18 protein-coding genes are annotated in these 22,166 nt (G+C 73.5%); 11 read left to right on the top strand and 7 right to left on the bottom strand.

Translation table 11 applies throughout. From position 1 onward, the window contains the following. Nucleotides 1–62 precede the first annotated feature (62 nt). Entirely contained in the window at nucleotides 63–2,312 is a 2,250-nt protein-coding gene (locus tag AB0O53_RS17925) for an MMPL family transporter (protein ID WP_365196583.1), read from the top strand. 133 nt (nucleotides 2,313–2,445) lie between these two features. Here AB0O53_RS17925 and AB0O53_RS17920 read toward each other — a convergent pair whose 3' ends face one another. Next, the gene (locus tag AB0O53_RS17920) at nucleotides 2,446–2,898 is read right to left on the bottom strand and encodes an Lrp/AsnC family transcriptional regulator (protein WP_350994113.1); all 453 of its coding nucleotides are present in this window, start codon (nucleotides 2,896–2,898) and stop codon (nucleotides 2,446–2,448) included. A 127-nt stretch (nucleotides 2,899–3,025) separates the two neighbouring features. On the opposite strand from AB0O53_RS17920, the gene AB0O53_RS17915 reads away from it, so the two are divergent. Further along, nucleotides 3,026–4,027 (top strand): asparaginase, encoded by a 1,002-nt coding sequence (locus AB0O53_RS17915; RefSeq protein WP_350994111.1) that lies wholly within the window; start codon nucleotides 3,026–3,028, stop codon nucleotides 4,025–4,027. Nucleotides 4,028–4,101: 74 nt separating this feature from the next. On the opposite strand, the gene meaB is transcribed toward AB0O53_RS17915, so the two are convergent. The 4 genes from meaB to AB0O53_RS17895 are packed head-to-tail and all read right to left on the bottom strand — an operon-like array spanning nucleotide 4,102 to nucleotide 10,375. Then, nucleotides 4,102–5,091 (bottom strand): methylmalonyl Co-A mutase-associated GTPase MeaB, encoded by a 990-nt coding sequence (gene meaB, locus AB0O53_RS17910; protein ID WP_350994109.1) that lies wholly within the window; start codon nucleotides 5,089–5,091, stop codon nucleotides 4,102–4,104. 10 nt (nucleotides 5,092–5,101) lie between these two features. Beyond that, on the bottom strand, nucleotides 5,102–7,288 hold the full coding sequence (gene scpA / locus AB0O53_RS17905) for a methylmalonyl-CoA mutase (protein WP_365196579.1): 2,187 nt from the start codon (nucleotides 7,286–7,288) through the stop codon (nucleotides 5,102–5,104). After that, a complete protein-coding gene (gene mutA, locus AB0O53_RS17900) occupies nucleotides 7,285–9,150 on the bottom strand; it encodes a methylmalonyl-CoA mutase small subunit (RefSeq protein WP_365196577.1) in 1,866 nt (621 codons plus the stop codon). The genes scpA and mutA overlap by 4 nt, the downstream gene beginning before the upstream one ends. Beyond that, nucleotides 9,134–10,375 (bottom strand): ROK family protein, encoded by a 1,242-nt coding sequence (locus tag AB0O53_RS17895; RefSeq protein WP_365196609.1) that lies wholly within the window; start codon nucleotides 10,373–10,375, stop codon nucleotides 9,134–9,136. The genes mutA and AB0O53_RS17895 overlap by 17 nt, the downstream gene beginning before the upstream one ends. A gap of 1,377 nt (nucleotides 10,376–11,752) precedes the next feature. Between AB0O53_RS17895 and AB0O53_RS17890 the strand changes: the two genes are divergently transcribed. The 8 genes from AB0O53_RS17890 to AB0O53_RS17855 all read left to right on the top strand — a co-directional run bounded on the left by AB0O53_RS17890 (nucleotide 11,753) and on the right by AB0O53_RS17855 (nucleotide 19,673). Beyond that, entirely contained in the window at nucleotides 11,753–12,718 is a 966-nt protein-coding gene (locus AB0O53_RS17890; protein WP_350994103.1) for a TauD/TfdA dioxygenase family protein, read from the top strand. 73 nt (nucleotides 12,719–12,791) lie between these two features. After that, nucleotides 12,792–13,388 carry an NADPH-dependent FMN reductase gene (gene ssuE / locus AB0O53_RS17885; protein ID WP_365196574.1) on the top strand — a complete coding sequence of 199 codons (597 nt, stop codon included), beginning with the start codon at nucleotides 12,792–12,794 and terminating at the stop codon, nucleotides 13,386–13,388. A gap of 43 nt (nucleotides 13,389–13,431) precedes the next feature. After that, entirely contained in the window at nucleotides 13,432–14,475 is a 1,044-nt protein-coding gene (locus tag AB0O53_RS17880; protein ID WP_350994099.1) for an ABC transporter substrate-binding protein, read from the top strand. 8 nt (nucleotides 14,476–14,483) lie between these two features. Then, nucleotides 14,484–15,356 (top strand): ABC transporter ATP-binding protein, encoded by an 873-nt coding sequence (locus tag AB0O53_RS17875; RefSeq protein ID WP_365196571.1) that lies wholly within the window; start codon nucleotides 14,484–14,486, stop codon nucleotides 15,354–15,356. Next, nucleotides 15,353–16,261: an ABC transporter permease gene (locus AB0O53_RS17870; protein ID WP_350994095.1), complete on the top strand. Its 909-nt coding sequence runs from the start codon at nucleotides 15,353–15,355 to the stop codon at nucleotides 16,259–16,261. The genes AB0O53_RS17875 and AB0O53_RS17870 overlap by 4 nt, the downstream gene beginning before the upstream one ends. 147 nt (nucleotides 16,262–16,408) lie before the next feature. Further along, a complete protein-coding gene (locus AB0O53_RS17865) occupies nucleotides 16,409–17,740 on the top strand; it encodes an LLM class flavin-dependent oxidoreductase (RefSeq protein ID WP_365196569.1) in 1,332 nt (443 codons plus the stop codon). Next, nucleotides 17,737–19,323, top strand: coding sequence for an FAD-dependent oxidoreductase (locus tag AB0O53_RS17860; RefSeq protein ID WP_350994091.1), 1,587 nt, complete (start codon nucleotides 17,737–17,739; stop codon nucleotides 19,321–19,323). The genes AB0O53_RS17865 and AB0O53_RS17860 overlap by 4 nt, the downstream gene beginning before the upstream one ends. Next, the gene (locus AB0O53_RS17855) at nucleotides 19,320–19,673 is read left to right on the top strand and encodes a 4Fe-4S dicluster domain-containing protein (protein ID WP_350994089.1); all 354 of its coding nucleotides are present in this window, start codon (nucleotides 19,320–19,322) and stop codon (nucleotides 19,671–19,673) included. The genes AB0O53_RS17860 and AB0O53_RS17855 overlap by 4 nt, the downstream gene beginning before the upstream one ends. Before the next feature lie 166 nt (nucleotides 19,674–19,839). Here the strand turns inward: AB0O53_RS17855 and AB0O53_RS17850 are convergent, their stop codons facing one another. Both AB0O53_RS17850 and AB0O53_RS17845 read right to left on the bottom strand, forming a co-directional pair. Then, a complete protein-coding gene (locus tag AB0O53_RS17850) occupies nucleotides 19,840–20,760 on the bottom strand; it encodes an NADP-dependent oxidoreductase (RefSeq protein ID WP_350994087.1) in 921 nt (306 codons plus the stop codon). A gap of 42 nt (nucleotides 20,761–20,802) precedes the next feature. After that, complete coding sequence (locus AB0O53_RS17845; protein WP_350994085.1) at nucleotides 20,803–21,525, bottom strand: DUF2470 domain-containing protein; 723 nt, start codon at nucleotides 21,523–21,525, stop codon at nucleotides 20,803–20,805. Between the two features lie 157 nt (nucleotides 21,526–21,682). On the opposite strand from AB0O53_RS17845, the gene AB0O53_RS17840 reads away from it, so the two are divergent. Continuing rightward, nucleotides 21,683–22,078, top strand: a complete 396-nt coding sequence (locus AB0O53_RS17840) for a cell division protein SepF (protein WP_030031705.1) — start codon at nucleotides 21,683–21,685, stop codon at nucleotides 22,076–22,078. Nucleotides 22,079–22,166: the final 88 nt, after the last annotated feature.

Genomic DNA, 22,166 nt, shown 5'->3' with positions numbered 1-22,166 from the left:
TCGCGGCCTTCGCCGGAACCACCCCGCTCGCACCATCGATTCAAACAGGAGTTCTTTTCGCTATGGCCACCTTCCTTTACAAAGTGGGACGATTCGCCTTCCGGCGACGCGGTCTGGTCGCACTGTTGTGGGTCGCCGTCCTGGTCGGGGTCGGTTTCGCGGCCTCCACCGCGCCGGCTCCGCCCGCCGATACGTTCTCCATGCCCGGTACGGAGTCCCAGAAGGCCTTCGACCTGCTGAAGGAGAAGTTCCCGGCCATGAGCGTGGACGGTGCCACCGCCCGCGTGGTGGTCCGTACGCCCGGCGGCGAGAAGCTCTCCGACCCCGCCCAGAAGGCCAAGGTCGAGACCCTCGTCGGGGCCCTCGCCAAGGCACCGGACGTGGTCTCCGCGTCCGACCCCTTCCAGACCAACGCCATCAGCCAGGACGGCACCACGGCCTACGCCGTCGCCACCTACAAGCTGACCGCGCTCAAGCTGACCGACGAGGCCCACGACGGTCTCGACAAGGCCCTCGCCGACGCCCGGGCCACCGGTCTCGTCGTCGAGGCCGGCGGCGACGCCGTCAAGGTCGACGGAGCGCCGGGCGGCGGCGCCGAAGGCATCGGCATCCTGGTCTCCGCCATCGTCCTGGTCCTCACCTTCGGCTCGATGATCGCCGCCGGTATGCCCCTGCTCACGGCCATCCTCGGCGTCGCCATCGGCGGCGCGGCCATCACCGCGCTCGGCAGCACCCTCGGCCTGTCCAGCACGACGTCCACCCTCGCGCTGATGATCGGCCTCGCCGTCGGCATCGACTACGCCCTCTTCATCGTCTCCCGCTACCGCTCCGAGATGGCCGAAGGCCGTGAGCGCCAGGACGCCGCCGGGCGGGCCGTCGGCACGGCCGGCTCCGCCGTCGTCTTCGCCGGCCTCACGGTCATCGTCGCCCTCGCCGGCCTCACCGTGGTGAACATCCCGATGCTCACCAAGATGGGCCTCGCCGCCGCCGGCACGGTCGCCGTCGCGGTCCTCATCGCGGTCACCTTCGTCCCGGCCCTCCTCGGCTTCGCGCCGATCAAGGTCATGCCCCGCCGGGACCGCAAGCAGTACAGCGGCAAGCCGCTGACCGAGCGCCAGCAGCGCAAGGCCGACCGGCGCGCCGCCAAGGGCCACAAGCCGAACCTGGGCACCCGCTGGGCGCGGTTCGTCGTCCGCCGCCCGCTCGTCGTCCTCCTCTTCGGCGTCGTCGGCCTCGGCGTCGTCGCGGTGCCGGCCGCGAGCCTCCAGCTCGGCCTGCCCGGCGAGGGAACCATGGCGCCGGAGACCACCCAGCGCAAGGCCTACGACATGCTGTCCGAGTCCTTCGGGGCCGGGTTCAACGGGCCGCTGATGGTCACCGTCCAGGCCAAGGACGCGGCGACGGCCGCCGCCGGCGTGGGCAAGGAGCTCGCCAAGATCGAGGGCGTCGCCACCGTCACCCCCGCCACGCCCAACGACAAGGGCGACACCGCGGTCCTCACCGTCATCCCGAAGACCGGACCCACCGAGACCGCGACCGAGGACCTCGTCGGCCACATCCGCGGCGCCGCGGGCACCCTCGGCACCGGCAACGGCGGCGCCGAGATCCTGGTGACCGGTCAGACCGCCCTGTTCATCGACTTCTCCCAGACCCTCGACGACGCGATGCTGCCCTACCTGGGCCTGGTCGTCGGACTCGCCTTCCTCCTGCTGGTCCTGGTCTTCCGCTCGCTGCTCGTCCCGCTCAAGGCGGCCCTCGGCTTCCTGCTCTCGGTGAGCGCGGCCCTCGGCGCTGTCGTGGCCGTCTTCCAGTGGGGCTGGCTCGGTGACTTCTTCGGCGTGGAGCACCCCGGCCCGATCATGAGCACGCTGCCGATCTTCATGATCGGCGTGGTGTTCGGCCTGGCGATGGACTATGAGGTCTTCCTCGTGACCCGGATGCGGGAGGCCTACGTCCACGGGGCGCAGCCCAAGGACGCGGTGATCACCGGATTCCGCTACGGCGGCCGGGTGGTCGGTGCCGCCGCGATCATCATGGTCAGCGTCTTCTCCGGCTTCATCATGGAGGACAACGTATTCGTCAAGATGGTCGGCTTCAGCCTCGCCATCGCCGTCCTCTTCGACGCGTTCGTGGTCCGCATGGCCCTCGTGCCCGCCCTGTTCGCCCTGCTCGGCCGCTCCGCCTGGTGGCTGCCCCGCTGGCTCGACCGGGTGCTGCCCAACATGGACGTCGAGGGCGAGAAGCTGAGCCGCACCGCCCCCGTCGTGCCCGCCCAGCAGCGCCGCGAGCAGGAGGCCGGCGCCCTGCGCTGACCCCAGCGCCCGGCGCCAGCGCCCGGCGCCAGCGCCCGGCGCCAGCGCCCGGCGCCACCGTCCGACCCGAACGCCCGTACCCGACGGCCCGAAGCCGTCGGGTACGGGCGTTCCCGCCGTCCGTCCGCGCCGCTCAGACCACCGGCAGGCCGGTCGGCTCCTTGATGCGCTTCATGATGATCTGCGAGTTGACCTCGGTGATGCCGGTGAGCGCGGTCAGCTTCTCGATCCACAGCCGCTCGTACGCGCGCAGGTCCGCGACGGCGATCCGCAGCAGGCAGCCGGGGCTCCCGAAGAGGCGGTAGGCCTCGATGACGTCCGGGATGTCCTGGAGGGCGGCCTCGAAGGCCTCCACCGCCTCGCGGTCGCGGCGCACCTCCACCGAGACGAGCACCTCGAAGCCGCGCTCGACCGCCTCGGGGTCGATCACGGCGCGATAGCCCTGGATCACCCCGTCCTGCTCCAGCTGGCGCACCCGGCGCATGCAGGGCGACGGTGTCAGCCCCACCCGCTGGGCGAGCTCCTGGTTGCTCAGCCGCCCGTCGGCCTGGAGCTCGCGCAAGATATCGCGGTCAATAGCGTCCATGGCGCAATTATCACCCACGCTTTCTCGGCCACCTCGGCGGAAGACGCAAGCATATTGCGTGTAGATCGCTCTATCATTGCTGCTTTGAGTACATATGTGCGAGTGACGTGAAGGGTGGCCAGGCAGCATGGGACGGATCGTCGTCATCAGCACCGGCGGCACGATAGCCAGCCGCTGGCAGGGCTCAGGCTTCGCGGCGGACGCCGACGGCAACGAGGTCATCGCCACGGCGCCGCTGCCCGAGGGCATGACCGTCGAGGTCGTCGACCTGTTCAGTGTGAACAGCCCCCGGCTCACCACGGCCCACCAGCTCACCCTCCTGCGCACCGTGCACGAGGTGCTCGCCGACCCCGGCGTCGACGGCATCGTCGTCACCCACGGCACCGACACCCTGGAGGAGTCGGCGTTCCTCGTCGACCTCCACCACCACGACCCGCGCCCCGTGGTCTTCACCGGCTCGCAGCGGCCCATGGGCACCGCCGACGGCGACGGACCGGGCAACCTGTACGACGCGCTGCTCACCGCGGCCACCACCCGCGGGCTCGGCGTCCTGATCGCCTTCGCCGGACGCGTGCACGCCGCACGCGGCACCGTGAAGACGCAGGCCGTGGACCTGGACGCCTTCGCGGACCCCTCCAGGGAACTGCTCGGGAAGGTCGGCTTCGGCAAGGTGACCGTCCTGCGCACCCCCCTGCGCCCGGCCCCGCTCCCGCTCCCCGCGATGCCCGAAGTCCCGCCGCGCGTCGACGTGGTGATGCACCACGCCGACGCCGACCCGGTGCTCCTGAACGCCTCCGTCGAGGCCGGCGCCCGCGGCATCGTCCTCATCGGGACCGGCGCGGGCAACGCCACCCCGGAGATCGCCGAAGCGGTCCGGGCCGCCGTCGCGCGCGGGGTCCTGGTCGCCCTGACCACCCGGGTCATGGCCGGACCGGTCACCGAGATCTACACGCACGGCGGCGCGGTGGACCTCGTCGCCGCCGGCGCCGTCCCCACCGGCACCCTCCGCGCCGGCCAGGCCCGCATCGCGGTCCTCTCCGCCCTCCTCGCCACCGACGCCACCGCCGAACAGTCCCGCATCCTGCGCGACTCCCTCACCCCGCAGGGCCCGGTCCTCGTCGAGGCATGACCCTCCCGGGCGTCATCGGCTGACCGGGGTGACCGGCCGGCGCCCCCGCAGGGGTGCCGGCCGGGCGTCCGCCGTCAGGTCCCCGCGCCGCCGAACGCCGACAGGATGCGGTCCGCCGCCGAGGTCGGGGTGAGCGAGCCCGCCCGGACCTCGGCCTCCAGCTCCGGCGCGAGTTCCCGTACGGCCGGGTTCGCACGGAGCCGCTCCAGCAGCTCGTCGCGGACCATCGACCAGGTCCACTCCACCTGCTGCGCCGCCCGCTTCGCCGCCAGCCGGCCGCCCGCCTCCAGCAGGGTCCGGTGCTGCTCCAGGCGGTTCCACACCTCGTCCAGGCCCGTCGACTCCCGGGCGCTGCACGTCAGCACCGGCGGGGTCCAGGCCGCGTCCACCGGGTGCATCAGCCGCAGCGCGCCCGACAGTTCCCGGGCGGCGGCCTTCGCGTCGCGCTCGTGCGGGCCGTCCGCCTTGTTCACCGCCAGCACGTCGGCCAGCTCCAGGACGCCCTTCTTGATCCCCTGCAGCTGGTCGCCCGTACGGGCCAGGGACAGCAGCAGGAAGGAGTCCACCATCCCCGCCACCGTGGTCTCCGACTGGCCCACGCCGACCGTCTCGACGAGCACCACGTCGTAGCCCGCCGCCTCCATCACGATCATCGACTCGCGGGTGGCCTTGGCGACCCCGCCCAGCGTGCCCGCCGACGGCGACGGCCGCACGAAGGCCGCCGGGTCGACCGCGAGCCGCTCCATCCTGGTCTTGTCACCCAGGATGGAGCCGCCCGTGCGCGTCGACGACGGGTCCACGGCGAGCACCGCGACCCGGTGGCCGAGCCCCGTCAGCATCGTGCCGAAGGCGTCGATGAAGGTGGACTTGCCCACCCCCGGCACACCGCTGATCCCGATCCGGCGGGCCCGGCCCGAGTGCGGCAGCAGCTCCGTCAACAGGCTCTGCGCGAGCGCCCGGTGCGCGGGCAGGGTGGACTCGACGAGGGTGATCGCACGCGCGACGAACGCGCGCTTCCCGTCGAGCACCCCCTTCGCGTACGCCTCGATGTCGATCTTCGGCACCGGCGCCCGCCTACAGCTCGTGGCCCAGGTCCGCGGCCAGCCGCGTCACCAGGTCGTGGGCCGCGTCCGGGATGACCGTTCCGGGCGGGAACACCGCGGTGGCGCCCATCTCCAGCAGCGTCGGGACATCGGCCGGCGGGATCACCCCGCCCACGACGATCATGATGTCCTCGCGGCCCTCCTCCGCGAGCTGCTCGCGCAGCGCCGGGACGAGGGTCAGGTGGCCGGCCGCCAGCGACGACACGCCCACCACGTGGACGTCCGCCTCGACGGCCTGGCGGGCCACCTCCGCCGGGGTCTGGAACAGCGGGCCGACGTCCACGTCGAAGCCCAGGTCGGCGAAGGCCGTCGCGATCACCTTCTGGCCGCGGTCGTGCCCGTCCTGGCCCATCTTCGCGACCAGGATGCGCGGACGCCGTCCCTCCGCCTCCTCGAACCGGTCCACCAGCGCACGGGTGCGCTCCACCGACGGGGACTCGCCCGCTTCGTTTCGGTACACGCCCGCGATCGTACGGATCTGGCTCGCGTGCCGCCCGTACACCTTCTCCAGTGCGTCCGAGATCTCACCCACGGTCGCCTTCGCGCGCGCCGCGTCCACCGCCAGCGCGAGGAGGTTGCCGTCGCCGCGCTCGGCGGCGTTCGTCAGCGCCCGCAGGGTGTCCTGGGTGACCGCTTCGTCGCGCTCCTCGCGCAGCCGCCGCAGCTTGGCGATCTGCTGGGCGCGCACGGAGGAGTTGTCGACCTTGAGGACGTCGATCGCCTCGTCGTTCTCCACGCGGTACTTGTTCACGCCGATCACCGGCTGGCGGCCCGAGTCGATCCGGGCCTGCGTCCGGGCCGCGGCCTCCTCCACGCGCAGCTTCGGGATGCCCGCGTCGATGGCCTGCGCCATGCCGCCGGCCGCCTCGACCTCCTCGATGTGCTGCCAGGCCCGCCGCGCCAGGTCGTACGTCAGCTTCTCCACGTACGCGCTGCCGCCCCACGGGTCGATCGACCGGCAGGTCCCCGACTCCTGCTGCAGCAGCAGCTGGGTGTTGCGGGCGATGCGCGCCGAGAAGTCCGTCGGCAGCGCGAGCGCCTCGTCGAGGGCGTTGGTGTGCAGCGACTGCGTGTGGCCCTGGGTCGCGGCCATCGCCTCGATGCAGGTGCGCGTGACGTTGTTGAAGACGTCCTGCGCGGTCAGCGACCAGCCCGAGGTCTGCGAATGCGTGCGCAGCGACAGCGACTTGGCGTTCTTCGGGTCGAACTGCTTCACGAGCTTCGCCCACAGCAGGCGCGCCGCGCGCAGCTTCGCGACCTCCATGAAGAAGTTCATGCCGATGGCCCAGAAGAACGACAGGCGCGGCGCGAACGCGTCCACGTCCAGCCCCACCGCCTGCCCGGCCCGCAGGTACTCCACGCCGTCCGCGAGGGTGTACGCCAGCTCCAGGTCGGCCGTGGCGCCGGCCTCCTGGATGTGGTAGCCGGAGATGGAGATCGAGTTGTACCGCGGCATCTTCTGCGAGGTGAACGCGAAGATGTCGGAGATGATCCGCATCGAGGGCTTGGGCGGGTAGATGTAGGTGTTGCGGACCATGAACTCCTTGAGGATGTCGTTCTGGATGGTCCCGGCGAGCTTGTCGGGGGTGACGCCCTGCTCCTCCGCCGCCACGATGTAGAGCGCGAGGACGGGCAGCACCGCGCCGTTCATCGTCATCGACACCGACATCTTGTCCAGCGGGATCCCGTCGAACAGCTGGCGCATGTCGTAGATGGAGTCGATCGCCACGCCCGCCATGCCGACGTCACCGGTCACGCGCGGGTGGTCGCTGTCGTAGCCGCGGTGCGTGGGCAGGTCGAAGGCCACCGACAGGCCCTTCTGACCGGACGCCAGGTTGCGCCGGTAGAAGGCGTTCGACTCCTCGGCCGTGGAGAAGCCGGCGTACTGCCGGATCGTCCAGGGCTGGTTGACGTACATCGTCGGGTACGGGCCGCGCAGGTACGGGGCCACGCCCGGGTACGTCCGCAGGAAGTCCAGGCCCTCCACGTCCCGCCCGGTGTAGAGCGGCTTGACACCGATGCCCTCGGGCGTCTCCCACAGCAGGTCCGCGGCCGCGGTGCCGGTGGACTCCTTCACCGAGGACCGCCACTGCTCCTCGGAGACCGGTGCGGCGGCGGAGGGGCCGAGCGCCAGCTCGGAGAAATCGGGGATGCTCATGCGGGCACTCCCATCCGGTCGAGTACGGAGGACAGCACGGCGACGGCGTCACAGCCGGCGAAGACGTACTCGTCCACGGAAGCCTCTGCGGTGCCCGGCCGCCCGGCGAGGAAGACCGTCGTGGCGCCCGCGGCGCGCAGCGCCCCGGCCACCGCCTCGGCCTGCTCCTCGTACAGGGCGTCGCTGGAGCAGAGCACGGCCATGCCGTCCGCCCCGCTCGCGGCGTAGGCCGCGCCCGCCGTCTCCGGGTCCACCGACACCGGGTCGTGCACGGACTCGACGCCGCCCGCCTGGAACAGGTTCGAGGCGAAGGTGGCGCGCGCGGTGTGCGCGGCCGCCGGGCCCAGCGCGGCGAGGAAGATCCGCGGGCGGGCGCCGGTCGCCGCCAGGTGCGCGTCGCTGCGGGCGCGCAGGGCCTCGTACGCCTCGTCGCGCCGTACGCGGGGGAGCCCGCCGGTGGGCGCCGCGGGCGCCGGTTCGCGGACGACCGGCTTCTCCGAGAGCAGCGGGAACTCGCTGACGCCGGTGATCGGTTCGCGGCGCTTGGCCAGCTTCTTGGAACGCTCCGCCCAGGTGGCGGCGAGGCGTTCGGCCACCAGCCCGGAGCGCAGGGCCGCGGCCATGCCGCCGGCCTTCTCCACCGTCCGGAAGAACTCCCAGGCCGCGTGGGCGAGTTCGTCGGTGAGGCGCTCGACGTAGTAGGAACCGCCGGCCGGGTCGATCACCCGGGCCAGGTGCGACTCCTCCAGCAGGATGGTGGAGGTGTTGCGGGCGATGCGGCGCGCGAACGCGTCCGGCAGGCCCAGCTCGTTGTCGAAGGGGAGCACGGTGACCGAGTCGGCGCCGCCGACGCCCGCGGCCATGCAGGCCACGGTGGTCCGCAGCATGTTCACCCACGGGTCGCGGCGGGTCATCATGACCGGCGAGGTGACGGCGTGCTGGAGCTGGGCGCCCGCCTCCGGGGCCCCCGAGGCCTCGGCGATCCGGGCCCACAGCCGGCGCGCGGCACGGAACTTGGCGATGGTGAGGAACTGGTCCGCGGTCGCGGCGTAGCGGAACTCCAGCTGGCCGAGCGCGTCTTCGACGCCCAGCCCACCTGCGGAGAGGGCGCGCAGGTAGGCGACTCCGGTGGCCAGCGAGAGCCCCAGCTCCTCGGCCGCGCTGCCGCCGGCCTCGTGGTAGGGCAGGGCGTCCACGGTCAGGGCACGCACCCCCGGCAGGCCGGCGGCGGCCTCCCGGGCCAGCTCGACGGCGGCGTCCTGGTCCAGCGCCTCGCCGGTGCGTGCCTCATGGCCCAGCGGGTCGGCGCCCAGGGAGGCCCGCACAGCCTCCGGTGCCACCGAGCGCTCGGCGTACAGGTCCAGCAGGGCACGGGCGGCCGCGGCGTAGTCGGCGCCGGCGTCCAGGGCGACCGGGGCGAGGTCCAGGTAGACCCCGTCCAGGGCCCGGGCGAGAGCGTCGACGGGGATGCCGCCGCTGCCCACGGTGAGCCAGAGGGAGGTGACCCCGTTCTCCAGGTCGGCGAGGGCCGCCTCGTTCAGGCGCTGCGGGTCGGTTCCGGCATGGCGCTGGCGCACGTCCCAGCCGTTCGCGGTGGTGCCTTCCGGCCTGCCTCCGCGGACGAAGGGGGCGAAGCCGGGAAAACCGGTGTCGGGCACCGTCCCGTCGGACGGCGCGGTGTACAGCGGGCGGGTGGTGAGCCCGTCCTCGAGTCGGGTGGACAGCGCATCTTCTGCGGCCTCGCCGGATGCTTCCTTGCCCGACTTGCGCAGTACGCCTTCTACAAGGCGCTGCCACTGCTCATGCGTCGCGTCAGGGAACTCGGCGGCCAGGGAGAGCCCGTCGTCAGGCAGGACCGTCATGGCTCGAATGTAGGGGAGCGCGCTCAGGTGGCACCATACCGACGGGTGTGATCTCCCCCTCTCGGAGGGTACCGAGGGGGTCCTGGAACACCCGGCTGAGCAGCACGGTTGCGGCGGCCTCGGGGAGCACGGCCGGACCCGCGTGCGGGACGACGATCCGTTCGGGGTCGTCGCAGACGTGCGAGAGCTCCAGCGCTGCCGCCCGGAGCTCCTCCAGATAACCGTCGTGCAGGACGCTCGCCAGCTCGGTCACGACCATGACCGCCGGATTGAAGACATCCAACAGAAGCGACGCCGCACGGCCCACGGCGCGGGCGCGCTCGCGCAGCAGCCGGTCGGCGCGCGGGTCCCCGGCTGCCGCCGCGTCCACCAGCAGCGGGACGGAGGGGTCGGGCACGATGCCGCGGCGCACCGCCTCGGCGCCGAGCGCCGTGTCGGAGGCCGTCGCCTGCAGGCAGCCGCTACGGCCGCACGCGCACGGCACGGTCGCCCCGGGCACCGGCAGGTGCGCCACGTCGCCTGCGGCGGAGCCGGGGCCCTGGTGCACGGTGCCCTCGATCCCGAAGGCGGCGTCGACGACGTTGCCGATGAACAGGTGCACCAGGCTCCGGCGGGCCTCGGGCCGGCCGAAGAGGATCTCTGCCCGCGCGACGGCCCGGGCGTGGTTGTCGATCCACACGGGCAGCCCGAGGGCGGCGGACAGCTCGGCGGCGAGCGGCTTGCGCCGCCACCGCAGCACGGGGTGGCGTACGACGACCCCCTCGTCGGGCCGGACCCAGCCGCCCAGGGCCGCGCCGACCCCGAGCAGCGGCCGCCCGGAGTCGAACGCGGCCAGGAAGCGGCCCAGTTCGGCGGTGATCTCGCCGGACAGTCCGGCCGGGTCCCGGCCCTCGTGGGGGAAGGCCCGCCGGGCCAGCAGCCGGCCCCGCAGGTCGACGAGGCTGAAGGTGGAGGCGGGCACACCGATGTGCAGCCCGGCGGCGACCGGTCCGCCGACGGCCCCGGTGTGCAGGTCCAGGGGGATCCGCGGCCGCCCCACCCCGCCGCCGGGCCCGGGCAGCTCGCGCAGCAGCCCGCCCCGCAGCAGCCCGGTGGCCTGCCGGGACACCGCGGCGGGGCTCAGCCCGCAGAGCGGGGCGATCGCGCTGCGCGCGACCGGGCCGTGGTCCAGCACCGTCCGCAGCACGGTGGCGGCATTGGCGGCCGTCCGGCTGTCACCGGCCATACGCGTCACGCGGTCTCCTCGGGGGTGGGGTGCGTCCCCCGATGATGCCGGTTTCCCGCGGGGTGCCCGGCGGGGGAGAGGGGCTCGGGCCCGCCCGGGGTCCGGCACGTGGTCCGGCCCGGGGGCGGATCCCGGCGAACGCGTGGCGGCCGCATTGCGGCACCGTGAAATCCGGCCACGCTTTTCGGCCGCCGGGGTGGGGCGGGGAACAGGCCTGGGCGAGGGGGAAAGGGCAGGTCGTAGGGGGTGTACGGGGTGGGCCGGGGGGCCGGTCGGGGGTGCGTCCGGTGGCCGAGGACGGGGGTTGACCCGGGTCTGGGGCGCTGACACGCTCCGGGACATGTCCGCGAACGAACACCTCGCCCCGCGGCTCCGCACCCCCGGCCCCTGCACCGCGCCGGGCCGGTGTCCGGGCCGCTGTCAGGCCCCCTGTCGCCCCTGACCCCACCGCCCCGGCCCCGCCCGCGGCGCGGACCCCGCCACCGGCGGCCCGCGAATACCGGCGGACGGCCGTCCCGGTGGCTCGCGCTCCGCACGAGCCGACCGGGCCCGCCCGGCCCGCAGGCCATCAGTCCGGCGGACCGGTAGCCGGGCGGCCCGCAGGCCCTACGGCCCGGTGGGCCCGCGTCGTCGTCCGGGCGGTCCGGCGGGCCGGTAGCCGGGCGGTCAGCAGGCTCTAGGGCCCGGCGGCCCGCGTCGTCGTCCGGGCGGTCCGGCGGCCCGCAGGCCACCAGTCCGGCGGACCGGTAGCCGGGCGGTCATCAGGTCCTACGGCCCGGTGGCCCGCGTCGTCGTCCGGGCGGTCCGGCGGTCCGCAGGCCTGAGGCCCACCGTCGACCCATGGCGGGTGGTCCGGGCTCGTCGGCCCACAGGCCGGTCGAGCCGGCCGGTCGGTCGTCGGCTCGCCGGTCCGACCGTCCACGGGCGGACGGGGACAGCAGCCGTCTGCGCACCGCGGGCCGGCCGGGCCACCAGCCCGGTGGTCTGCGGGTCCCGGCGGCCGGCCGACGGACCGGCCCCGGGGCGACGGCCCGCAGACCACCGGTCCGCCGGACCGGGGGCCCTCCGCGACCCCGGTCCGGCCCCCGCGCCGCGGTGCACCCGGCCCCGAAGCCGCACCTTGCACCGCACCGAACCCGTATCCGCACCCGCACCCGCACTGCACCGCGCAGCGCACCCGCACCACACCGCACCCGTATCCGCACCACACCGCACCCGTATCCGCACGGCACAGCGCAGCGCACCCGCACCCGTATCCGCACAGCTCAGCGCAGCGCAACCGCACAGCTCAGCGCAGCGCAACCGCTCGTCCGATCCTTCGTAGCTCCATTTCTTCCGCTGCGGAAATAACCCCCGCAGCCGTATCCGGGAGTCACCATGGCCACTGCCACCCGCGCCGACGTCCACGTCGACACCACCCTCACCGTCACCAAGATCGGCGGCCGTATCGGCGCCGAGATCGGCGGCGTCCGCCTCGGCGGCGACCTGCCCGAGGCGGACGTCGCCGGCATCCGCGCCGCCCTGCTCGCCCACAAGGTCGTCTTCTTCCGCGGTCAGGACCACCTCGACGAGGCCTCCCACGAAGCCTTCGCCGAGCTGCTCGGCGCCCCGGTCGCGCACCCCACCGTCCCCTCCGCGGACGGCCGTTACGCCCTCGGCATCGACTCCCACCACGGCGCCCGCGCCAACCAGTGGCACACCGACGTCACCTTCGTCCCTGCCTACCCCGCCTTCTCCATCCTCCGCGCCGTGACCATCCCCCCGTACGGCGGCGACACCCTCTGGGCCAACACGGCCACCGCCTACACCCACCTCCCCGAGCCGCTCCGCGCCCTCGCCGACGGCCTGCGCGCGGTCCACTCCAACGAGTACGACTACGCCGCCCTGCGGCCCGACGCCCTCCCCGAGGCCCTGGCCCAGTACCGCGAGGTGTTCACCTCCACCAAGTTCCTCACCGAGCACCCGGTGGTCCGCGTCCACCCCGAGACCGGCGAACGCACCCTGCTCCTCGGCAACTTCGTCCAGCGGATCCAGGGCCTCACCGGCCGTGACTCCCGCGCGCTGCTCGACCTGTTCCAGGCCCACGTCGAGAGCCCCGAGAACACCGTCCGCTGGCAGTGGCAGCCCGGCGACGTCGCGATCTGGGACAACCGCGCCACCCAGCACTACGGCGTGGACGACTCCGACGACCACGAGCGCACCCTGCGCCGCGTCACCGTCGACGGCGACGTCCCGGTCGGCCCCGACGGAGCCCCCTCGCGCCTGCTCAGCCCGGAGAACGTCCCGGACCCGGCCTTCGGCATCGCCTCGGGCGCCTCCACCTCCGACGCCCCCGCCGCCTGATCCGGCAGAAGCCCGGTCCCGCCCGCGCCCCGGCCCGATCCCGCAGAGAACGTACGCCGCCCAAGGAGCCACCGTGCCCAAGCTGCTCGCCCTCACCGGCAGCCCCTCCGCCCACTCCCGCACCGACGTCGTCGCCGACCTCGCCCTGCGCCACCTGACCCGTTCCCACTCCGGCTTCGAGTCCGCCCGCCTCGCCGTGCGCGCGCTGCCCGCCGCGGACCTGCTCGCCGCCCGCCGCGGCGAGCCCGAGATCCGCCGCGCCCTGGACGCCGTCGCCGAGGCCGACGGCCTGATCATCGCGACCCCGGTCTACAAGGCCTCGTACACGGGCCTGCTCAAGGCCTTCCTCGACCTGCTCCCGCAGGACGGCCTCGCCGGCAAAACGATCCTGCCGCTCGCCACCGGCGGCAGCCTCGCCCACGTCCTGACCATCGACTACGCACTGCGCCCCGTGCTCTCCGCCCTCGGCGCCCGGCACGTCACCGCGGGCCGGTTCGTCCTGGACTCCACCGTCGAGCGCGGCTCCGGCCCCGACCGGCTGCGGCCCGAGGCGGAGCTCGACCTCCTCCAGGCCGTCGACGAGTTCGCGGACGCCCTGCGCACCCCGGTCCCGTCCGCGGCCACCGCGCTGACCGCCGCCGACGCCCTCACCGCCACCGCCGCCCCGTAAGCCCGTCCCCGCCCCTCAAGAACCGCACCGACAAGGATCCGTCATGCCCGCAGCACTCACCTCGACCACCACCTCCCGGCGCCAGTTCCTGACCCTGCTCGGCATCTCGGCGGCCGCGGTGAGCTGCGGCACGGCCACCGCCGGCGGCGGATCCGGCTCCGGTTCCGCCGGCCAGGTCACCACCCTCAAGTACCAGGGCAGCGTGGGAGCCGTCACGCTCCCCGAACTCGCCGCCGACCTCGGCTACCTCGGCGACGTCAAGCTGGAGTGGATCGGCAACACCATCAGCGGCCCGCAGGACATCCAGTCCGCCGCCACCGGCCAGATCCACTTCGGCGGCGCCTTCAACGGCGCCGTGGTCAAACTGGCCGCCAGCAAGGCCCCGATCACCTCCGTGATCTCCTACTACGGCTCCGACCAGCACTCCTACAGCGGCTACTACGTCCTGGAGGACAGCCCCATCCGGACCGCCCGCGACCTCATCGGCAAGAAGGTCGGCATGAACACCCTGGGCGCCCACTCCCAGGCCATGCTGGAGATCTACCTCAAGCGGGGCGGGGTGTCGAAGGCGGACTCGGCCAAGGTCGAATCCCTGGTCGTCCCGCCGGTCAACACCGAACAGGTGCTGCGGCAGAAGCAGATCGAGGTGGGCGTCCTCGGCGGGGTGCTGCGCGACAAGGCCCTCGCCGCCGGCGGGCTCCGCCCGATCTTCACCGACTTCGAGCTGCTCGGCCCGTTCAGCGCGGGCAGCTACGTGATGACGAAGCGCTTCATCAAGGAGAACCCCGACACCGTCCGGACCTTCGTCACCGGCGTCGGCAAGGCCATCGAGTGGTCCCGCACCACCCCGCACGACCAGGTCATCGCCCGGATGACGGAGATCGTCACCAAGCGCGGCCGCAACGAGGACACCGCCACCCTCAAGTACTGGCGCTCCTACGGCGTCGCGGAGACCGGCGGCCGGATCTCCGACAAGGAGTTCCAGGTCTGGCTGGACTGGCTCGCCGAGCGCGGCGACATCAAGGAGGGCCAGCTGAAGGCGGCCGACCTCTACACCAACGAGTTCAACGCCAACGGGAAGGGGTGACGACGGCCATGGCGAAGATCGTGTTCGAGGGCGTCCGCAAGACCTTCGGGGACTTCACGGCCCTCGACGGCATCGACCTGGAGATCCGCAGCGGCGAGTTCCTCGTGGTCGTCGGCCCCAGCGGCTGCGGCAAGTCCACCCTCCTGGACCTCCTCGGCGGACTGTCCACCCCGACGTCCGGCCGGATCCTGCTCGACGGCAAGCCGGTCACCGGGCCGGGACTCGACCGGGGGATCGTCTTCCAGCAGTACGCGCTGCTGCCCTGGCGCACGGCGCTCGGCAACGTCGAGTTCGGCCTGGAGGCCACCGGCGTCCCGCGCCGCGAACGCAGGGCACGGGCGAAGGAGTTCCTCGACCTCGTCGGCCTGACCGGCTTCGAGGACCGCCACCCGCACCAGCTCTCCGGCGGCATGCGCCAGCGCGTCGCCATCGCCCGCTCGCTGGCGTACGACCCCGACGTGCTGCTGATGGACGAGCCGTTCGCCGCCCTCGACGCCCAGACCCGCGAGTCCCTCCAGGACGAGCTGCGCCGCATCTGGCAGCGCACCGGCAAGACCGTCGTCTTCATCACGCACGGCATCGAGGAGGCGGTGTACCTCGGCCAGAAGGTGGCCGTCATGACCTCCCGGCCGGGTCGGATCAAGGAGATCGTCCCCGTCTCCTTCGGCGAACGCCCGGGAACAGGTACCGGAACCGGCACCGCAACCGGCACCGCAACCGGCACCGCAACCGGCACCGCGATCGGCACCGGCACCGGCCCACAGGGCGAGGACCTGCGCTCCAGCCCGGAGTTCGCCCGCTACCGCCACGAGATCTGGACCCTCCTCCACGACGAGGTGGCCCGCGCCCAGCAACTGGAGAAGGAGGAGGCCTCCGTATGAGCACCGGAACCGACACCGCAGCCCCCGCCCTGCTGCCCGCCGCCCCGGCCCCCGCCGAGGAGGTACGGCAGGCCGCGCCCCCGCCGCGTCCGGAGCCCGACGCCGGGCACCCGGCACGCCCCGCCCGCCGGCCCCTCAGGGCGCTGGGCCGCCGCCTGCGGGCCGTCGCCCTGCGGTCGGCGGCGATCCTCGCCCTGCTCGCCGTGTGGGAGGCCGCGCCCCGGCTCGGCCTGGCCGACCCCACCTTCCTGCCGCCGGTCAGCGAGGTGGCCGCCGCCTGGTGGGAGCTCCTGGGCAACGGCCAGCTCGGCCAGCACACCTGGGCCAGCCTGGTCCGCTCCTTCGGCGGCTTCGCCATCGCCGTCGTCGTGGCCGTCCCGCTGGGGCTGCTCATCGGCTGGTACCGGCCGGTCGCCGCCCTGCTCGGCCCGCTGCTGGAGGTGTTCCGCAACACCGCCGCGCTGGCCCTGCTGCCGGTCTTCGTGCTCCTGCTCGGCATCGGCGAGACCTCGAAGGTGTCCATCGTCGTCTACGCCTGCGTCTGGCCGATCCTGCTGAACACCATCAGCGCCGTAGGCAACGCCGACCCCACCCTCGTCCGGCTGGCCCGCTCCATGGACCTGTCCACCCCGAGGCTCTTCCAGAAGGTGATCCTCCCGGCGTCCGTGCCGGCCGTCTTCACCGGCATCCGGCTCGCCGGCGCCGTGTCCATCCTCGTCCTCGTGGCCGCCGAGATGATCGGCGCGAAGGCGGGCCTGGGCTACCTGATCAACGCCTCGCAGTTCAACTTCGCGATCCCGCAGATGTACGCGGGCATCGTCACCATCTCCGCCATCGGCGTCGCCTTCAACCAGCTCCTGGTGACCATCGAACGCCGCCTGAGCACCTGGCGCGTCCCCTCCTGACGCCCGCCCCGGCCGGCCCGTGCGGACCCGCCCGCCCCGGCCGGCCGGCACACCCCTTCCCACCCCGCCGCACACCACGTCACGCCACGCCCCGCCACATCCCACCACGCCCCGCCACGCCACGAACCGGAACCACGAGGACCCGTCATGACCGCTCCCCGGACCCTCCACCTCAACGCCTTCCTCATGAACGCCGGGCACCACGACGCCGCCTGGCGCCACCCCGCCAGCGCCCCCGAACGCGTCACCGACCTGACGTACTTCCAGGAGCTGGCCCGCACCGCCGAGCGCGGCCGGCTCGACTCCATCTTCTTCGCCGACGGTCTCGCCCTGTGGGGCAAGGCCCGCTACAACGCCCTCGGCGGGTTCGAGCCGCTCACCCTGCTCTCCGCCATCGCCGCCGTCACCGAACACATCGGCCTCATCGCCACCGTCTCCACCACCTTCAACGAACCCTTCAACCTGGCCCGGAAGTTCGCCTCCCTCGACCACATCAGCGGCGGCCGGGCCGGCTGGAACATCGTCACCTCCGGCACCCTCGACGAGGCGCGCAACTTCAACCGGGACGAGCACCTGGAGCACAGCCTCCGCTACGACCGGGCCCGCGAGTTCCTCGACGTCGCCACCAAGCTCTGGGACAGCTGGGAGGACGACGCGATCGTCCTCGACAAGGAAGCCGGCATCTACGCCGACACCGACAAGCTGCACCCGGCCGCCCACCGCGGCGAGTACTTCGGTGTCGCCGGCCCGCTCAACGTCCCGCGCTCCCCGCAGGGCCACCCGCTGCTCGTGCAGGCGGGCTCCTCCGAATCCGGGAAGGAGTTCGCCGCCCAGTACGCCGAGGCCGTCTTCACCGCCCAGCAGACCCTCGCCGACGGCCAGACCTTCTACAAGGACCTCAAGTCCCGCCTGGCCCGGTACGGCCGCGCCGAGGGTGACCTGCTCGTACTGCCCGGCATCGCCCCCGTCATCGGCTCCACCGAGGCCGAGGCGAAGGCCCTGGAGCAGGAGCTCACCGACCTGCAGGTGCCGGAGTACGGCCTCGCCCAGCTCTCCGGCATGCTCGGCGTCGACCTCACCGGCCTGCCGCTGGACGGCCCGCTGCCCGACCTGCCCGAGGAGCGGGACATCAACGGCAACAAGTCCCGCTTCACGCTCGTCGCCGAACTCGCCCGCCGCGACGGCCTCGACCTGCGGCAGCTGATCGCCCGCCTCGGCGCCGGCCGCGGCCACCGCGTCTTCGCCGGAACCCCCGAGCAGATCGCCGACCAGCTGGAGCAGTGGTTCACGCAGGGCGCCGCCGACGGCTTCAACATCATGGCGCCCGTACTGCCCACCGGCCTCACCGACTTCGTCGACCAGGTCGTGCCCATCCTCCAGCGGCGCGGACTCTTCCGCACCGAGTACACCGGCCGCACCCTGCGGGAGAACTACGGCCTGCCCCGCCCGGCCAACCGGTACGCGGGAGCCGTCTCATGACGGACCTCGCCACCGACGTCCTGGTCGTCGGCGGCGGACCGGCCGCCGCCTGGGCCGCCCTCGCGGCGGCCCGGGCCGGAGCCCGCGTCGTCCTGGCCGACAAGGGCTACTGCGGTACGAGCGGTGCGACGGCCGCCGGCGGCACCGGCGTCTGGTACGTCCCGCCCGACCCGGCCGCCCGCGAAGCGGCCATGGCCAGCCGTGAGGGCCTCGGCGGCCACCTCGCCGACCGGCGCTGGATGGGCCGCGTCCTCGACGAGACCTACGCGCGCATGAACGAGCTGGCCGTCGGGGCCGGCCGGTACCCGTTCCCGGCCGGCCCCGACGGGACACCGCTCCTGGGAGGCCTCCAGGGTCCCGAGTACATGCGGCGGATGCGCATCCGGATCCGCCGCGCCGGGGTCCGCATCCTCGATCACAGCCCGGTCACCGAACTGCTCACCGACGCGGACGGGGCCGTCGCGGGCGCGGCCGGCCACCGCCGCCAGGCCCGCGAGGACTACCGCGTCCGGGCCGGTGCCGTCGTCCTCGCCACCGGCGGCTGCGCCTTCCTCAGCGGCGCGCTCGGCACCAACACCAACACCGGGGACGGCGCGCTCTTCGCCGCCGAGGCCGGCGCGGAGCTCTCCGGCATGGAGTTCTCCAACGCCTACGGGATCGCCCCCGAGGGCACCTCGGTGACCAAGACCGCGTTCTACTCCTTCGCCACCTTCTACCGGGAGGACGGCAGCGTGCTGGAGGGGGCGGGCAGCCAGGGCGGCCGCTCGGTCATCGCCCGCACGCTCCTCGACGGCGTCAAGGTCCACGCCCGCCTGGACCGCGCCGGCGAGGCCGCCCGGTCCGCGATGCGCCTGGCGCAGCCCAACTTCTTCCTCACCTTCGACCGGCTCGGCATCGACCCCTTCACCGACCGCTTCTCCGTGACCCTGCTGGCCGAGGGCACCGTCCGCGGCACCGGCGGCATCCGGATCACCGGGGACGACTGCGCCACCGGGGTCCCCGGCCTGTACGCCGGCGGGGACGCGGCCACCCGCGAGGAGATCTGCGGGGGCTTCACCGGAGGCGGCAGCCACAACGCCGCCTGGGCCATCTCCTCGGGCAGCTGGGCCGGAGCCGGCGCGGCCGCCCACTCCCGCTCCCTCGGCCCGGGCCGGGCCGCCTCCCGGCCGGTCACCGGGGCCGGCGGAGCGGGCCTGCGCCCGACGGGGCGGCCCGCCGCGCCCGGCGGCCACCGGGCGGCCGTGGAACTCGTACAGCGGGAGGTCCTCCCGTACGACAAGAACTACCTGCGCCGCGGCGACCGGCTGGCCGCGTCGCTGCGGGCGCTCGACGCCGGCTGGGCCGAACTGCGCTCCGGGCTCCACGGCGAGGGCACGGACCTCGTCAGGGCCCGGCAGGCGGCGGCGATGACGGCGCACGCGCGGTGGATGTACGCGGCCGCGCTGGCCCGCCCGGAGAGCCGCGGGATGGCCCGGCGGCTCGACCACCCCGACCAGGACCCCCGGCTGCACCACCGGATCCTGGTGGGCGGCCTGGACCGGGTGTGGACCCGGCCGGCCCCGAGGGCCGGGGTGACGGCGTGATCGAACTGGTCTCGGCACAGCGGTGCATCGCCTGCGACAAGTGCGTGGAGGTGTGCCCGACCGATGTGTTCGAACGGGGACCGGAGGGGATCCCGCTGCTCGCGCGGCAGGAGGACTGCCAGACCTGCTTCCTGTGCGAGGCCAACTGCCCGGTGGACGCGCTGTTCGTGGCGCCGCTGACCAGACCGCTGCCCGACGAGCCTGCGGTGCGCGACGAGGCCGAACTGGTCCGCAGGGGGCTGCTCGGCAGCTACCGGCGCGACATCGGCTGGGGCGAGGGGCGCACGCCCGGGGCGCTGCGGGCGGTCGGCCCGCCGCTGGGCCCGACGGCGCCGCCGATCACGTCCTGACCGCGCGCGTGCCGCCGCAGTCCGCCGCCCGCGTGCCGTCGGAGTCCGCTGCCCGAGTGCCGTCCGGAGTCGGCCGCCCGAGTGCCGTCGGAGGCCGCTGCTCCGGCGGCACGCGCGCATACCGGGACCGACACGACAGCGGCCGGGACCGGCACGCGCGGCGGGGTCAGACCGTCAGGACGATCTTGCCGCGGGTGCGGCCCGCGGCGCTCAGCTCCCAGGCCTTGGCCGCCTCGGCGAGCGGCAGCGCGTGCTCCACGTTCACCGCGAGCTTCCCCGCGTCCGCCAGCTCCGCGAGGAAGGTCAGGTCGGCGCTGTCCGGACGCACCCACAGCTGGTGGGCGCCCTTCGCGGCGGCCTCGTGGTCGGCGATGGACACCACCCGGTCGCGCCGGCGGACCAGCGACTGGAGGGTCTCGACGACGCCGTCCCCGTAGAAGTCCAGGCCCGCGTCGACGCCTTCGGGCGCGAGCTCGCGAACCCGCTCCGCCAGCCCCTCCCCGTACAGCACGGGCTCCGCCCCGAGCGAGCGCAGGTAGTCGTGGTTGTGCGCGCCGGCCGTGCCGATGACCCGCAGGCCGAGGGCGACCGCGATCTGTACGCCGAAGGATCCCGTACCGCCGGCCGCGGAGTGGATCAGGACGGTCTCACCGGCCCGGACGCCGACGCGGGTCAGCGACTGGTGGGCGGTGAGGCCGGCCAGCGGGAGGCCCGCTGCCTGCTCGAAGGACAGCGTGCGCGGCTTGCGGGCGAGGGTGCGGACGGGGGCGGCGACCAGTTCGGCGTAGGTGCCGAGCTCGACCCACTCCTTGCGGACGTAGCCGTAGACCTCGTCGCCCACGGCGAAGTCGAAGGTGTCGGGGCCGACCGCCTCGACGACACCGGCCACGTCCCAGCCGGGTATGACCGGGTGGCGGACTTCGAGGAGGGGGTCGAGGTAGCCGGCGGCGAGCTTCCAGTCGACCGGGTTGACCCCGGCGGCCTTGACGCGGACGAGCACCTCGCCGGGCCCCACCTTGGGTTGCGGGACGTCAACGACCGTTAAGGAGGCGGGAGTTCCGTATGCGCTGTATGTGATGGCCTTCATGATCGCCCCAACGCGGCCCCCGCCCGGGCTATTCCGGACCGCTCAGGCCGGCAGCGTGTTGCGGTGCGAGCGCCGGCGCGCCGCGCTGAACAGCGCCTGGATCTGCGCGCCCGACTGCTCGACGTCGTCGAGGGGCGAGGGGAAGGGCAGCCGCACGTCGCGGTGGCCGCGCCGCTCCTCCAGCCGAAGGGTGATCCCGTAGCGGTCCATGGCCAGCGGCAGGGCGCGCACGACCGCGGCCGTGGGCTGCGGCTGGACCAGCCGCAGCAGCAGCGTCACCAGGTCGTGGTGGTCGTCGAGGAGGTGCGTCAGCATGCCCGCCTCGTAGGCGGCGAGCGGGTCGGGGCCGGCCTCGTCCAGTTCCTCCAGGCCGACGTACGCGATGCCCTCGGCGGTCTCCAGCTCGGCCCGCTCGAACTCCATGCACGTGGACTCCGCGCCGGACTCGGCGGACAGGTCCGAGTAGGGGGTGAGCAGCCGTCCCAGCACGGTGACGCGGGCGCGCACCCGGTCCCGTACGGGGGTGGGCGCGACATCGGTGAACTCCAGCCGGATCGCGGGCCGGTGCTCGGCGTGGCCGCCCGGCTCGGCGGGGTGCAGGTGCAGCCGGCCCATGGGGTCGCCGCCGTCGAGGTGGCGGACTTCGGAGCGCATTCCGTCGGTGATCACCGTCATGGAGTGGGCGGCGGCCAGGATCGACCGGATCCGCTCGGCGGCGGTGGGCAGGGCGGCGGCCGAGGTTGCGGGGTCACCGAACAGGCGCATGCGGATCTCTCCATCGTCCGTGTGGGTTAGGTATGCCTAACCTAACTCATCTTGGTCCCAGAGAGTACCCGGCACGGTTCGTGTCGTTGTTGGGCTGAACGGGTGAAACACGAGAGGATGGGGGGATGCACATGAAGCGCGCGGCCGAGGCGGCCCGGTGAGCAGGTACGACGTCACCGACGAACAGTGGGAGGGGCTCGCGCAGGTGGTACCCCTGCGCAGTCGCAACGAATGGCCCTCCCGGGTGGACCACCGCACGATTCCCAAGTCGCCGGGGGCGGCTGCGGCGGAGCAGCGGCGCTTCGTGGTGATCAGAGTCCAGATCTTCGCGGACGCCCGGGAGGTGGCCGAGTACCTGATCGCGCAGATCCCGGTCCTGCTCGACCTCACCGGCGCGGACAGCGAAGTGGCCAAGCGGATCCTCGACTTCAGCAGCGGGGTTGTCTTCGGGCTGGGCAGCGGGATGCACCGGGTGGACCGGAACGTCTTCCTGCTCGCGCCCGTGGGGACCGAGGTCGAGGGGATCGCGGCCGCGGCCGTCCCCCGATCGTAGGAAGGTCCGTACGAAGGAACGGTTCGCCGGGGCCGCGGGGGGCCCGGCGGCCCGTACCGTCCGGCGCATGGACGCCACCGACGTCGCG

This window comes from Streptomyces erythrochromogenes, assembly GCF_040684695.1.
Lineage (GTDB): Bacteria > Actinomycetota > Actinomycetes > Streptomycetales > Streptomycetaceae > Streptomyces > Streptomyces erythrochromogenes_C.
This window is presented reverse-complemented; position numbering and strand designations above follow the sequence as displayed.